Here is a 13,796-nt window from a genome sequence, read left to right as displayed (position 1 = left end):
AGTGGGCACCCAGCGAACTGAGAATCCCCGCGCCTTTAGGCCGGGGAGTGTCAAGCAAATTCCCGCCTCGTCGAGAATTACCCGTTCTCCTAATACTCCGTACAACGCCACGAAGCCAACTGCAATTCCCACCCACAAAAACGTAGGGGGAACCGGCGCCTCCGTCACTTCCGCCAAAAACGGAAGCGGAACCGTCAAGGCGACATACAATCCGATGAGGGTGAGGCGGATTAACGGAGAAATGCGAAAAATTGAGGGTTCAGACACTGGCGACTCAGACACGGCGATCGCACCTTAAACTCGTTAACTTTACTTAACTTAAATTAAGGTAAGTATTTTTGCACGACACTCCACCCCGTCCAAGACACGGCGGCGAAGGCGGCGAACAACAGCAGGTTCGTTGCGATATGAAGGCCACGCATATCGGGGCGTTTGGCGTGGATTCGCAACCCACTGACGGCTGACACCAGAACCAACGCCACCACCAACAACCCAGCCGGAAGATGCGCCGAATGTCCTAAATTTCCGTAGTAACCCAGGGTTCCGACAATCCCAATCGTCAGCAACAGCAACACCAGCGTTACCAACGTTCCCCCCACGATGAGATGGGCGAGACGCAACCCCTTCGGACGGGGTTTTTTCTGGGTTCGGGTGGCGAACATCCAGCCTCCAGTCATTCCGAGGAGAACGTAGGCGGTGAGGGAGAGTCCCATCGACCAAGCGGCGATACGCCACAACCATAAAAACGAAGGAAGATCCAAGGGTTTCGCGTTTGATTGGCGAGGTTCCCTCGGATCTTACCCTGTTAGTTCTGTTGCGATCCAGCGCGACATCGCGATGGATTACCTCTTGAGTCGTTTTGAGTCTCCCATCGAGACGACAGGCTCGTACTCCCTCACACCTTTTGCGTTGACCTTTAATGGATTTTTGATTAAAGGGGTTTTGGTTATTCAATCGAGGCTAAAGCAGGTTCCTTATCGCTACTCGCCGAAGACTCCATACCGTCTTCAACGGCAGCTTCATGATTCTTTACACTCGAGGTGTCTTCTTTTGAGGTAGAATCCTCCATACCGTGAGATTCAGTCGAAACCCTCAAGCGATCGCAAGGAATGGTATCGGAGAGAATCGAACTGGCCATCATGCCTGTATGAATCTCGAGTTGAGCTTGGGGCAGTGCCTCAAATACTAAACGTTGCCCCGGAAAAACCACCCGCTCGAAATACCAATTGGGAATATTGGTGATGCGAGCGACTTGGATTTGGCTGGTTGCGTTGATGTAGCAGCAGAGAATTGGGTTGGAGCTGTTCTTGGGTAAGGGATCGAGGATCTGAGCCATGATTTTTTGAGAAACGTGCTTTCTTCAAAGTCGATCGATTGTTATACCTGAAAGCCTAACACCTGGCGATCCCAGATGGCTGTAAAAGCGAATACAAGTGTTGGAAATTGCGCTCGATCGAGCGAATCGTTGGGTTTTTTTGAGAAAAAAAGCAAAATTTAGGGCGATCGAAGACGCGATAGCGGTAGATGCTCGGGATCGCTGTTATTAAAGTCAGGCCATGTTTCCGCAGACCATCTTAGAGGGTCTTGGCTTTGTGTTGAAGGCATTAAAGATTTTTTCTAGATTTGTCAATTGCGTTCCCCGAGGCGGCAGTGAGTTGCCTCGGGAAACCTCGTTCGTCCCCCTCGATTGAAGGTTGGTGCTATCTTAAAAGTAAAGATATGTGAAAAGCGTTTTCAAAATGAGTACGAAAATCGAGCGGGTGTTATACGTCCGTCTGCCGTGTAATCCCATCTTCCCCATCGGCGTCGTTTACCTAGCGGATTTCCTACACAAGCTTTTCCCCCATCTCGAACAGCGGATTTTCGACCTGGGCGCCGTACCTCCCCTCGACTACCCGGGCGCCCTCGAAGCCAGCATCGACGATTTCAAACCCCAACTGCTCGTTTTTTCCTGGCGAGACATTCAAATTTACGCCCCAGTTGGCGGACGCGGCGGCAACCCCCTGCAAAATGCCTTCGAGTTTTACTACGCCAACAATCCCCTCGTGAAACTGCGGGGGGCCTTCGGCGGTTTGCGTCTGGCGGCGTCCTATTACGGCGAACTCTGGCGCAATACCCGCCTGATTCGGCGAGGTCTCAAACGGGCCCGTAAATACCACCGAGACGCCCGTTGCGTCGTCGGTGGCGGGGCGGTGAGCGTGTTTTACGAACAACTGGGTAACAGCCTACCCAAAGGAACCATCATCTCCGTCGGGGAAGGGGAAACCCTCCTCGAACGCTTGGTTCGCGGACAAGAATTTCAAGACGAACGCTGTTACGTGGCGGGAGAAACCACGCCTCGGGAGCGGTTGATTCACGAAAAACCCACCCCCATCGAAAAAACGGCCTGTAATTACGATTATATCGCCAGCATCTGGCCGGAATTCGAGTATTACTTCCAAGATCGCGATTTTTACATCGGCGTTCAAACGAAACGGGGCTGTCCCCATAACTGTTGCTACTGCGTTTATACCGTCATCGAAGGGAAACAAGTCCGCGTCAATCCTGCCTCGGAAGTGGCGAAGGAAATGCGGCAACTGTACGATCGAGGCATTCGCAACTTTTGGTTTACTGACGCCCAGTTTATCCCCGCCCGCCGCTACATCAACGATGCGATCGAACTGCTGCAAAAAATCCTCGATTCTGGGATGGAGGATATACATTGGGCGGCGTACATCCGGGCGGACAACCTCAACCCCGAACTGTGCGATTTAATGGTGAAAACGGGGATGAACTACTTCGAGATCGGCATTACCAGCGGCTCTCAAGAACTGGTACGGAAGATGCGGATGGGGTACAACCTGCGCGTCGTCTTGGAAAACTGCCGCGATCTCAAAGCGGCGGGATTTAACGATCTCGTCTCCGTCAACTATTCGTTTAACGTCATTGACGAAACTTACGAGACCATTCGGCAGACGATCGCCTATCACCGGGAACTGGAACGGATTTTCGGGCGAGATAAAGTCGAACCCGCCATTTTCTTCATCGGCTTGCAACCTCACACCCATTTGGAAGATTACGCCCTCGATAAAGGCATCTTGAAACCGGGTTACGATCCCATGAGTATGATGCCTTGGACGGCGCGGAAACTCCTGTGGAATCCCGAACCCTTGGGCTCGTTTTTTGGGGAAGTCTGTTTGGAAGCGTGGCAGCGCAATCCTCTCGATTTCGGACGGGAAGTGATGGACATCCTCGAGGAACGGTTGGGTTGTGCGGAACTGGAGGAGGCTCTCAGCGCCCCGATGGTCGATCGCGCTCCTCAAAAATCCCTGGCTGGCGTCCGTTAAGCCAGATTGCCAAAATCCCTTCTAACCCATCCTGACATCCTCCTGTAACGCCAGATCCCCGGCATCTTAAAGATGCCGGGGATCTTATAGGATATAATCGGGGAAAGATCGATCTTCAAAAAAGATAACAGTATCCCCACAGACGCGATCGACCCGCCACAATAGAGATATAACGGATATCTAACGAGTCAAAAGGCTTCTTTCGGAAACTTATGATAGATGCCAAAGAATTGCTAGAACAATACGCCGCCGGACAACGGAACTTCCGCGATCTCGACCTGTTCCGAGCCGATCTCAACGGCGCCGATTTAAGCGGGGCCAGCTTTTTCCGGACGAATCTGTTTGGGGCGAACCTGTTTCGTGCCAATCTGGTGGGGGTGACGCTGTTTAACGCTACCCTGATCGGCGCAAACCTCTACTGTGCTAACCTCAGCGGCGCGGATTTGAGCGGTGCCAATCTCAGCGGTGCCAATCTCAGCGGCGCGGATTTGAGTGGTGTGGATCTCAGCGGTGCGGATTTAGGCGGTGTGGATTTCAGCCACGCTAATTTGAGTTTTGCGAATTTGAGTCAGGCGAACCTGTTTCGCGCCAATCTCGTAGACGCGAAACTCGATCGAACCAATTTCAACGGGGCGGATTTACGGGAAGCGAATCTCAACGATACCTTGTTGAGCCAAGCTTTGGTGAAAGCTGCGAAGTTCGTCCATACCATTGGATTGACGGCCGATATCGAAGAGGAGTTACGGCAACAGGGCGCCATCGTCACCGCTTAATATATGGCGTTCGAGGCGGCGAAACCCGATCGATCGCCCCAGCCACACCAAAAACCCCAGGGGCAACACCAGCCAAAGCCCCAGGGTTTTTAACGTGACGTCCAGTTGAGAAACCAGCCAAACGATCGGTTTGTCGGCGAAGCGTTGGGAGAGAACGATCGCGATCGCCCTCCGTCGCGAAAGCCGTCCGCATCCCCTCCTCCCATCATCCCCTCAGCCCCTCACCGCCGAATCCCCACAGGGGCAAAGAGGAGGAAACTGGCACAAATCGTTAAAATGGCGGCAGCGTAGAAAACCACTTCTAAGCCAAAGCGATCGAGAACCACACCGAGAATCACAGGAGAGGCGAACTGACCGAGAAAACTCATTCCCGTTCCCAGGGCGAGAATACTGGATTTCAACTCGAAGGGAGCGACGTTCGCGAGGGCGTTGTAGAGGTTCGGGAGGACTAAGCCAAACCCCACACCGAAGATGGCAGCAGCGATGAGAGTTCCCCAAAAGACATCGATCCAAGGAATCGAGGCCAGCGTCACGGCCATCAAACCAAAGCCTAACGCCGTCGATCGATCGAGTCCGATGAGTTTGGCTAACGGCTTGGCACCAAAGGCCGAAATCGCCGCCGCACCGATGGCGCGGAACGCCAAAACCACCCCGTTAAGACTCGGACTCAACCCCAACAGGCGATCGAGGTAAATCGGCGCGTAAATCACCACCGCGTACATCGCCACCGACGCCAAACCCATCGTCAGCAACAACCGCAACGTCTTTAGACGACTGAGTAAACCGAACAACTGGCCTCGCTGGGGCGTCGCGGCTTCCTGACTCGGCGCGAGGGTTTTGCCGCTAAATACATAAAACGCCCAAATTGTCAAGGGGAACGCAACACCGTTGAGATAAAAAGCGTATTGCCAGTTTTGGTTTCCAGCCAGACCGCCAAGAAGCGGGTAGACGATGCCCGTCAGCGTCAAGACCGCCGTGGCCAAACCGAGGATGCGGGTGCGGGCTTCGCCGTCGTACATCCGCCCCAGCACCCCCAAACAGGAGGCGGCCAAGCCCCCACAGGCGATACCTAAAAGGGCGCGGGTTGCCAGCAGCGACCAAAACCCCGTCATCCACGCGCCCACCACGCCAAAGATACCGTAGAACAGCAGCGACGGAACGAGAACCCGAGACAGTCCGAAGCGATCGGCCAGCAGCCCCAGTAGCGGACTGAACAACGCCAGCGTCAAACAGTGAAAGCTTCCCAACACGCCGCCCAGAGCCAAATCGATGTGGAGTTGTCCCATCACTTCAGGCAGAACCGGGGCGATGACGCCGCCGGACATAGTGGTGAGAGACCCCGCCACCAGCACCACGGACAACTTAAACCACTCAGGGCGTGACTTGGCGTGCATAAAGGCTGAATTTGAAAACTTCTAGAACTCAAGTATGATGACATACTCGATCGCTCTGGTACGATCGAAACTTGGGGTGTTGGCGTCCCGCATCTAAGGAGGAAAAATCATGAAACTGGCGACGACGTTAAGCGGTCAAACCGTACAAAACCGCGTGCGGGAAGTGGGAATCAATCCCGACCATTGGTATCCCCTCGGATGGTCGAAACAATTTAAAACCGGTCAGGTGAAAGCCGTCACCGTCTGGCAGCAACCGATGGCCGTCTACCGCGACGACTCCGGACAACTGTACGCCCTCGAAGACGCCTGCCCTCACAAAGGGGTCGAACTCCACAAAGGCAAAGTCTCGGGGCGTCATTTATTGTGTCCCTATCACGGCTGGGAGTTCAACGGAGACGGTGAGTGCGTCAACATCCCCTATTTTCCCCCGGACAGCAAGCTTCCCTGTGCCAAAGCACGGAGTTATCCGGTGCGGGAACAGTACGGCATCGTCTGGGTGTTTCCGGGGAATCCCGAACTCGCCCACCTGTGCAACCCGCCGGAGGTTCCCGAATACGGAAACGAAGACTGGTTGATGGTGCCGATTACGGGACATTTCCAAGCTCATTTTTCCATCGCTAACGAAAACGCGATGGACGTTTTCCACGGCTTTCTGCACGAAGAACTTCAAGGCTGGTTCGACCCCGTTTTACTCGATCTCAAACAGGACGAAGACAGCGTTTGTGCCAGTTATCAGGTGTCTTATAAAGGACAGATGGCGAAGTTTTTAGGTCTGACGGACAGCGCCGACGAGGTGACGACCCGGACGATCTCCGTGCGCTATCGCTACCCCCATTATTACAGTACCCTCGAAGGGGTCTCGTCGATCCACTTGATGCGCCTGCCCGTCGGACCGACGGAAACTCGGTCGTTTGCCCTGTTTTTCCTGAAAGTTCGCCTTCCCGATTGGATTCTCGACTCCCTGAAAACGCCGCTGACGTTATTTATCGAAAAGGTGCTGTTTCAACGGTTTCTCAACCAAGATATCGGTATGATGGAAAGCGAACAGCGCAACTATTCGGCGAACCCGCAACGGCGTTACGTGGAGGTCAATCCTGCTATTATCGCCCTGCAACGCACGATCGTCGCCCAATACGATCGCGTTTTGGCGGCTTCGGACGAAGAGGACAGTCACAGTGGGTCTTTGACCGACCGTGACAGTTCCCGCGCTGGAAAAGACTAGCGAGATCGACACAAACTTCTTATTCTAAAGGTCAGATCGATTTCGCGATCGCAGCGGCGTGACAGCAATCTTGCCTGTCAACCTAGAGAACAGGTATCTTCAGAACGGAAATTACACTGAGATTTGGTGCGTGACGGAATTAAACTTTTTAACAGATTTCAAGTCCAACGCTCGGCGTCGCGCACCCGACGATGTTGAAACCGCAGCCTATCAACTATCTAGACAAACGGTGAGGGGAGAAAGCTAGTGCAAGTTATCAAAGAGTACATGTCAAAGGTACACGCACACGGGTTGTATCCCGATGAGTATATCTGTCATGGCAAACGCGGGAATCTGGTTGACATTGAAGAGCCAGTCAGCGGACGACGGTTGACGGTTTTAACCTTTTGCACGAACGACGTACTCGGCTTAGTTCAAAATCCCGAGGTGAAACAGGCGGCCATCGACGCCATCGAACAGTACGGTACCTCGAACAGCTCTTGCGAAGCCTTAAGCGGTCGCATCGATTTACACCGCCAACTGGAACGGGAAGTTTCGCAGTTCAAACATCTGCCCCACACGCACCTGTTTTTGAATGCGTGGATGGCGTTACAGGCGTTGATGGACGCCTTCTGTCATCTGGCGATTTCAGTCCCGGGATTTCAACACACGCGGGAAACTCTGATTCTGAGCGACGTTCTCAATCACGGTTGTATTATTTCCGCCATCAGCCACGCCAACAACCGCTCGGGGAAAGCCTTTAGCCACAGCCCTAACGTGCGGGTGAAAGCCTACCGCCACAACGATACGAACGATTTGGCGCGGAAGCTGCGGCGCTACGCTAAACCGGACGATCGCATTATGCTGATTTCCGATGCGGTGTTCTCTATGGACGGGGATGTAACTCCCTTACCGGAGTATCTCGAGGTGATGGAAAATTACCCCGGTAGCGTCATCGTGATGGACGAAGCCCACGCCAGCGGCGCCATCGGACCGACGGGACGGGGAATTTACGAGTATTACGGTATCTTGCCTCAAGAGGTGGTCGATCGAGGTATGGTTCCCATTATTATGACTACCTTCTCGAAGTTCGCCGCCTCTGCCGGGGCTGCCCTCAGCAGTCCGAGTCCGGAACTCAACGACTTGCTGACGGTCTCGCCGACTTCCATCGGTACGATTTCTCTACCCGCCCCGACGACGGCGGCCGCCCTCGAAAGTATTCGCCAAGTTCGCCAAAATCCTATGTTGGTGCAAACGCTGCAAGCCAACACCCGCTATTTGCGATCGCGCTTGGTGGAACAAGGATTTGAGACCATCGGCGAAACTAACGTGATTCCGGTACTCTTACCTCCGGATATCAATCCGAAATACTTTGCCCGTCATATGATGGACCGCCATGGTATCTGGATTTCGCCGATTTGGTTTATCGCTAAACCCCGCCTGCGGATTACTGCTAACGCCCTCCATACGAAAGAGGAAATGGATCGGTTGGTGGATGCGATGGTGGAAACTCGCGAGGCGATGGTATCCTCGACGGCTACGGTGAGCGCGTAAGGGGTATGGGGACAGTTACGATCCGACCGGTTACGACGGCTGAGGCGTTAGGTCGCTTTCTGGAGGTGCCTCGGTTGGTATATGCGGGCGATCGAAATTGGGTCGAACCGATTCGCGTCTCGATCGCCTCGCAGCTGTCCCCGTCGGAGGACAATCCGTTTCTTCAGTACGGGGAATTTCAGCCGTTTATCGCCCTCGACTCCGGCGATCGCGCGGTCGGCCGGGTGGTGGCTGCCCTCAACCACCGCCTCATCGAACGCGAAGGGGAAAATATCGGACTGTTCGGCTATTTTGAATGTATAGACGATGCTGAGGTGGGTCGATCGCTCCTCGAAGCGGCGACGTCTTGGTTGCGCGATCGAGGCGCGACGACAGTGCGCGGTCCGATAAATTTATCTACTCACAACAGTTGTCTGTTTCTCGTGGAGGGGTTCGATTCGCCGCCGATGGTGATGATGCCCTACAACCCCCCGCACTATCCTCGGTTGATGGAACGGGAAGGATGGGTGAAAGCCAAAGACGCTTACGCTTACGATTTTCCGATGGAACCGCTATCGGATAAGTTTGAGAAGGCTTATCGGGTGGCGTTGAAAGCCGGGGTGACGTTCCGTCCGGTGAATCTTAAAGGGGACGGGTTCGATCGTGACGTTCGCAATCTCTACAAACTCTTCACTCAGGCGTTTTCAAATAACTGGAGTTCCTCCCCTCGCAGCGAAGAGGAGTTTTTTGAAGAAGCTCAACAACTCAAAACCCTCGTCGATCCCGCCATTTTCCCCATTGCTGAATATAACGGGGAAATGGTGGGCTTTTTTATGGGATTGCCCGATTACAATATCGCTCTCAAGCACGTCAACGGTAAGTTGAATTGGTGGGGCATCCTCAAGTTTTTATGGTATCGCCGCCAAATCGATCGAGCGCGGATGATTACGCTCTGCGCTCTGCCGGAATTTCGTCGTAAAATGGTGCCGCTGGCGTTGGTTTATTTAGCCATGCAAGGGGGACAACAAAGCGGTTACAAACGGGCGGAATTGTCTTGGATTTGGGAAGACAACCATCCGTCTAGAAAAATTACGGAAGCTTCGGGCGGTACAATTGCTAAAACCTATCGCGTTTACGAAAAACCGATACTAAATTCTTAAAAAACTCAACACTCCCCCCTTTTTTTTAACCCAAAAAAACTCAAAGGGGTGCATCTCAAAAACGTACATTTATGGGAGACAAGCTGACCGACTCTAAAAATTGAAGTTTTTGAGGGTTGGTTTAATCCACCAATTTAAAAAGTCTTCACCACAGAGGCACAGAGGACACAGAGAGGTTTTTGCAGAGTTGAGAGAAACGGCTGTTTAAAATTTGAATTCCGCATAAAATTAGCTGATAAACTTTACTGTATAAGTCCGTAAATTAAAACATGATATTAACGTAAAATTTAATAAAAAATATACCACAACCTGAGAAATGTCGAGATTGGAAGTCGTCGATCGCACGCCTTAAAACGCCCTTCATTCAAGGCATTGCGTAGCCCCCCCAACGGATTTAAACTTCACCGCCGCACGACAACCCCGTACAATTGCCTTAGTCTCGGTTGTTCTCTGTATCGCTAAAATCGCTGAATTAAAACCGTCCATGTCATCTCCTCACCCTTTACTTCACACCACACCCCTCTCTCTCGAAACCGACAAACTGGCGAACCTCCTCGTCAATGTTGAGAACGTCTTGATAATTCAAGACCTCGACGGCGTTTGTATGGGACTCGTGAAAGACCCCCTCACCCGCGTTATCGATCTCGGTTACGTCAAAGCCACGAAAATCTTTGACGGTCACTTCTTCGTCCTCACCAACGGCGAACATACTGGAAGGCGGGGCGTCAACCGCATCGTCGAAACCGCCGCTGGAAGCGAATCCTACGCCAGAGACGCGCGATTGTATCTCCCGGGTTTGGCGGCGGGGGGCGTGCAATGGCAAGATCGCGACGGACAGGTTTCTCATCCCGGCGTTAGCGATGCGGAAATGGCGTTTTTGCAAACGGTTCCCCAACGCATCGCCCAACGGCTAAAACAGTTCTGTGACGACTATCCCGAGGCCATCGAGATCGATCGCGTTCAGTCCTCCATCGACGCCGCTGTTTTAGACAACATCGCCTCGCCGACGGCGAACCTCAACGTTTTTTACGAACAACTGCAAGATAAGCCGGAAACCTACGTGGTACTGCAACAGGCGATGCAGCAGTTGATGGAAGAACTTCTCGAAGACGCCGCCAGCCAGGGGTTAACAGACTCTTTCTTCGTTCACTACGCCCCCAACTTGGGACGGGACGATCGCGGTTTGGAAATCGTCCGCTTCGCGAAGGAAGGGGATTCGGGAACGACGGATTTTCAGTTTATGATTCGCGGGGCGATTAAGGAAGCGGGGGTTCTCGCGATTCTCAACCGCTACTACTACCGTCGGACGGGAACTTATCCCCTTGGGGAAGATTTCAGCGTTCGCAACGCCCCCAAACGTCACGAGGAGTTATTGGAGTTAGTCAAAACCCACTTCGACCCCCATCAAATGCCCGTTTTGGTGGGGGTCGGGGATACGGTTAACAGTACTGTGGAACGCGACGGCGATCGATACGTGGTGCGTCGCGGCGGAAGCGATCGAAATTTCTTGCAACTGATTCAAGATATCGGAAATGCCTTTTACAAGGGGAATACGGTGGTGTACGTCGATAGTAGCGGCGGCGAGGTAAAAAACCGCAAACCTCTGAAAATCGAAAAACAAGGAGAGGCGTCTGTGGTTCTCGAAGGTCCCGGTGATACTCGCGACGGCGACGATCCCCTCGTCCTCAACATGGCTTTTGCGGGCGGACATCCCGAATACAGCCAGTTTTTCCAAACCGTCGCCCACGCCCGTCAGGAAAAGTTCCGACTCCGCCTCGTTCCCTAATTCCCTCAAAAATCAGCCCGGACGAAATCGCCCGGGCTGAGACAACAAGCCTTTGTGGTATGAGGCAGCCCTTTATAGAAAGCGGGCCGAATTATAGTTTTGCCCTTTATAAAACGGGCTAATTTATCGCGCCGCCTTTTATAAGTTGAGTGGCGGTTTGCTTTTAATCTAATTTGATTAAACGATCGAATTGTGAATATTTTGTGCAGAACGTCTCGTCTCGTTGCGAGATCGACGACATTCCTGGGGGGTGATTTTCTAAAAAGCAGACACGGCAAGGCTTTCCCGCGTCTATGAAGATATGTTACGAAACGCGAACTTACGTAATAATACGGAAGTCATCATACGTAATTTTACAGAAGTAACTAGACTCATGGTGGGGCGATCGCAGCGGCCCTTCACCCCAACCGGATCGCACCGTTGGCAATAAGGGTTTCCAACTCTCGCAAGGCGGCGAGTTCGATGTCATCGAACTCCCGCGCCCACAGCATGATGTTGAGCTGACGTTCGAGTTCTGGCGTCAACCGTTTGCTGTGGAGAATTTCTAAAATGGTATCCATGGCAGACACAGCCCATCTCCTTTCAAACTCAATCCGATCTCGTTAGTTTTATTGTTCCCAGATTTCGCGTAAAAACCTGCGATCGAAATCTATGTTGTCCGTGATTTTACGGTCGGCCCCCAGTGACCTCGATCGCATCTTGGGTTTCTTCCTCAAAGTCCCAAGCCTCATCTAACCCCGGACTGCCGAGTTGCAACTGATTTAACAGACGAACGGCGCGATCGAACGTCTCGGCCGAAACGTTTTCCCGCTCCCGCAACCAGGCGATCGCCCTGGGTCGGTCTTGCTGTAGAGCCAACACCACCACCCCCCAAACCACGGCCTCCTCTTCCGTCGGATTGACGCGCACCGCTGCATCGATGCGCCGCCACAGTCGATCGGTATCCGCTGCGAGCATCTGTACGATGTCAGAGCGGCGATCGAGATGAGCATCTAACGTTTCTAACCCTTGCCTCCAGCGACCGTCGAGTAAAGCGGCCAGCAGCTTTTGACTGGGACTCGCCCAAGAGGCGCTGGCCTGAGTGCGCGTGACGTCGGCGTGAAACGCGATAGCGTCTAACTGCGCCTGAGCCTCCGGCGTCCACTGCGTCCCGCTGCGAAGCCGAATCGACTCTAAAATCTGCTGGGCAGGAGACCACAAGCCACTTCGCGCCAGCAAGAGGGCGTTTTTGTAGGTGCGACTCTCTAGGGCAGCTTCCGTCAGGGAAATCGGTTGTAACTGCACCGGATTCAGCAGGAAATTGCGCGGTTGCAGGCGATAGACCTCAAAATCCGGTTCCAGACCCACCGTTCGTTCTACCAGGAACTCCGCCGTTCCGCCTCCCGTAAACTCTTGCCAGTAGGGGAGTTGTCCGCCGGGACTGCTCCATTGCAACATCAAACTGAGATGGTATCGATCGCCGTTGTAGAGAAACAATTGACCGTAAGCCAACTGCGTGTCCCCGGCGGGACGTTCGCCGATGAGGTTGAGCCAAACACCCTCTTGAGGTGCGTTTTCCGTCAATCGCTGGATGTTCGTCAGCGGAAGCGGCCGCGTGGAACCGTCGGCGACGGCGTTGGCCTCCACTAAGGGCGCGATGGCAAAGGATTCCGGGGGGCCGCTCACGGCCACTTGTTCGGCTAGATAGTAAAGCGTGCGATCGCCCATGGAGCGATCGGCCACGAGCCTATCCTCCGAGAGCCGCTGGTAAACCCGCAGTTCCACAATTTGGCGACATTGAACCTCGCAGGGGGCGGGACGCTCTTTCAACACTGGAAGTAAAAGATCCCCCGCTTGGGATTGCGCCGTTAAACTGACGGGTTCGGCGGCGACTCGCCCCGAGGCTTGAATTCGAGTGCGAATTTCTTCTAGGGTTTGGGGAGCGTGGGGATCTTCGAGCGCGATGCGCGTCCACTGGGGTAAGCGTTTCGAGAGCCAGTGGAGTCCGTCAGGATCGACCATCAACTTGGTGGCTAACCAGACGCTACCGGCGATGGCACCGGAGGCACCGGCCAACATGGCCGCCAGACTCAAACGAAGTAAAATGCCCTTCCACAGCGTCTCGTTGGGAGGACTTTCTCGCAGCGATCTTCTCACGGGTTTTCGCCTCAAGGTTCCGAATTCAAGTTGCCATCGATACCGACGTCTCGAACAATCTGTATGGCTCGATCGATCCACTCTCGAACGTTACTCGATCGCCCGGCCGCCTTTCAAGTCTTCGAGAGACAAGGGAACCTCTCCCCTTTCCGAAATCCCCGGCTGAGAAACTCCCCTTGGCCAAGGGGAGTTTCTCTCGACGTACCCGGATTGGCGGACATCCATCGGATTTTCAAACCTCCCTGAAATTCCCTCTGTCGCCTCCATCCCCGGACACGACGGGCGGTCGATTTCGGAAGTTCTGCGGTACGCTTTCGCAATAATTTACACCCATTGAATGGGAGGTTATAGCCTTTTTAGGGACTTCTATGCTATGACAGAAACGGAACTGGTTTCTATAGCAGTATGACTTTGTTTGCAGATCGTTTTCAACGTCAGCACCCCCGGCTGAAGCACGGGGGCTTCGTGCCCCCCTTCAGGTAGCTGA

The 13,796-nt window shown here is 53.5% G+C and carries 11 protein-coding genes and 1 pseudogene; 6 read left to right on the top strand and 6 right to left on the bottom strand.

The features are described 5' to 3' along the window. The 3 genes and pseudogenes from ACP5D4_RS18270 to ACP5D4_RS18260 form a co-directional block, all read right to left on the bottom strand. Nucleotides 1–282: pseudogene (locus tag ACP5D4_RS18270) on the bottom strand (hypothetical protein); the annotation flags it as partial. Between the two features lie 41 nt (nucleotides 283–323). Continuing rightward, on the bottom strand, nucleotides 324–761 hold the full coding sequence (locus ACP5D4_RS18265; RefSeq protein WP_428013050.1) for a DUF4079 domain-containing protein: 438 nt from the start codon (nucleotides 759–761) through the stop codon (nucleotides 324–326). Between the two features lie 185 nt (nucleotides 762–946). Further along, nucleotides 947–1,336 carry a DUF1830 domain-containing protein gene (locus ACP5D4_RS18260; protein ID WP_428013049.1) on the bottom strand — a complete coding sequence of 130 codons (390 nt, stop codon included), beginning with the start codon at nucleotides 1,334–1,336 and terminating at the stop codon, nucleotides 947–949. A 403-nt stretch (nucleotides 1,337–1,739) separates the two neighbouring features. Between ACP5D4_RS18260 and ACP5D4_RS18255 the strand changes: the two genes are divergently transcribed. Together ACP5D4_RS18255 and ACP5D4_RS18250 are read left to right on the top strand one after the other, a co-directional pair. Continuing rightward, nucleotides 1,740–3,326, top strand: coding sequence for a photosystem II high light acclimation radical SAM protein (locus ACP5D4_RS18255; RefSeq protein ID WP_428013048.1), 1,587 nt, complete (start codon nucleotides 1,740–1,742; stop codon nucleotides 3,324–3,326). Nucleotides 3,327–3,541: 215 nt separating this feature from the next. Continuing rightward, nucleotides 3,542–4,099, top strand: a complete 558-nt coding sequence (locus ACP5D4_RS18250; protein ID WP_428013051.1) for a pentapeptide repeat-containing protein — start codon at nucleotides 3,542–3,544, stop codon at nucleotides 4,097–4,099. 221 nt (nucleotides 4,100–4,320) lie between these two features. Here ACP5D4_RS18250 and ACP5D4_RS18245 read toward each other — a convergent pair whose 3' ends face one another. Beyond that, nucleotides 4,321–5,493: an MFS transporter gene (locus ACP5D4_RS18245; protein ID WP_428013047.1), complete on the bottom strand. Its 1,173-nt coding sequence runs from the start codon at nucleotides 5,491–5,493 to the stop codon at nucleotides 4,321–4,323. Nucleotides 5,494–5,602: 109 nt separating this feature from the next. Here ACP5D4_RS18245 and ACP5D4_RS18240 point away from each other — a divergent pair, with 109 nt between their 5' ends. From ACP5D4_RS18240 to stpA, 4 genes are all read left to right on the top strand, one after another. After that, the gene (locus tag ACP5D4_RS18240; protein WP_428013046.1) at nucleotides 5,603–6,715 is read left to right on the top strand and encodes a Rieske 2Fe-2S domain-containing protein; all 1,113 of its coding nucleotides are present in this window, start codon (nucleotides 5,603–5,605) and stop codon (nucleotides 6,713–6,715) included. 267 nt (nucleotides 6,716–6,982) lie between these two features. Continuing rightward, a complete protein-coding gene (locus tag ACP5D4_RS18235) occupies nucleotides 6,983–8,248 on the top strand; it encodes an aminotransferase class I/II-fold pyridoxal phosphate-dependent enzyme (protein ID WP_428013045.1) in 1,266 nt (421 codons plus the stop codon). Nucleotides 8,249–8,253: 5 nt separating this feature from the next. Further along, a complete protein-coding gene (locus ACP5D4_RS18230) occupies nucleotides 8,254–9,387 on the top strand; it encodes a GNAT family N-acetyltransferase (protein ID WP_428013044.1) in 1,134 nt (377 codons plus the stop codon). Between the two features lie 484 nt (nucleotides 9,388–9,871). Next, on the top strand, nucleotides 9,872–11,173 hold the full coding sequence (gene stpA / locus ACP5D4_RS18225; RefSeq protein ID WP_428013043.1) for a glucosylglycerol 3-phosphatase: 1,302 nt from the start codon (nucleotides 9,872–9,874) through the stop codon (nucleotides 11,171–11,173). A 398-nt stretch (nucleotides 11,174–11,571) separates the two neighbouring features. Here stpA and ACP5D4_RS18220 read toward each other — a convergent pair whose 3' ends face one another. Then, complete coding sequence (locus ACP5D4_RS18220; protein ID WP_428013042.1) at nucleotides 11,572–11,742, bottom strand: hypothetical protein; 171 nt, start codon at nucleotides 11,740–11,742, stop codon at nucleotides 11,572–11,574. A gap of 97 nt (nucleotides 11,743–11,839) precedes the next feature. Further along, the gene (locus ACP5D4_RS18215) at nucleotides 11,840–13,309 is read right to left on the bottom strand and encodes a hypothetical protein (RefSeq protein ID WP_428013041.1); all 1,470 of its coding nucleotides are present in this window, start codon (nucleotides 13,307–13,309) and stop codon (nucleotides 11,840–11,842) included. Nucleotides 13,310–13,796: the final 487 nt, after the last annotated feature.

The sequence above is a fragment of the Baaleninema sp. genome, assembly GCF_049974805.1.
GTDB lineage: Bacteria > Cyanobacteriota > Cyanobacteriia > Cyanobacteriales > Geitlerinemataceae > Baaleninema.
The sequence above is the reverse complement of the archived record's forward strand: the minus strand, read 5'-3'. Positions and strand labels throughout refer to the sequence as shown.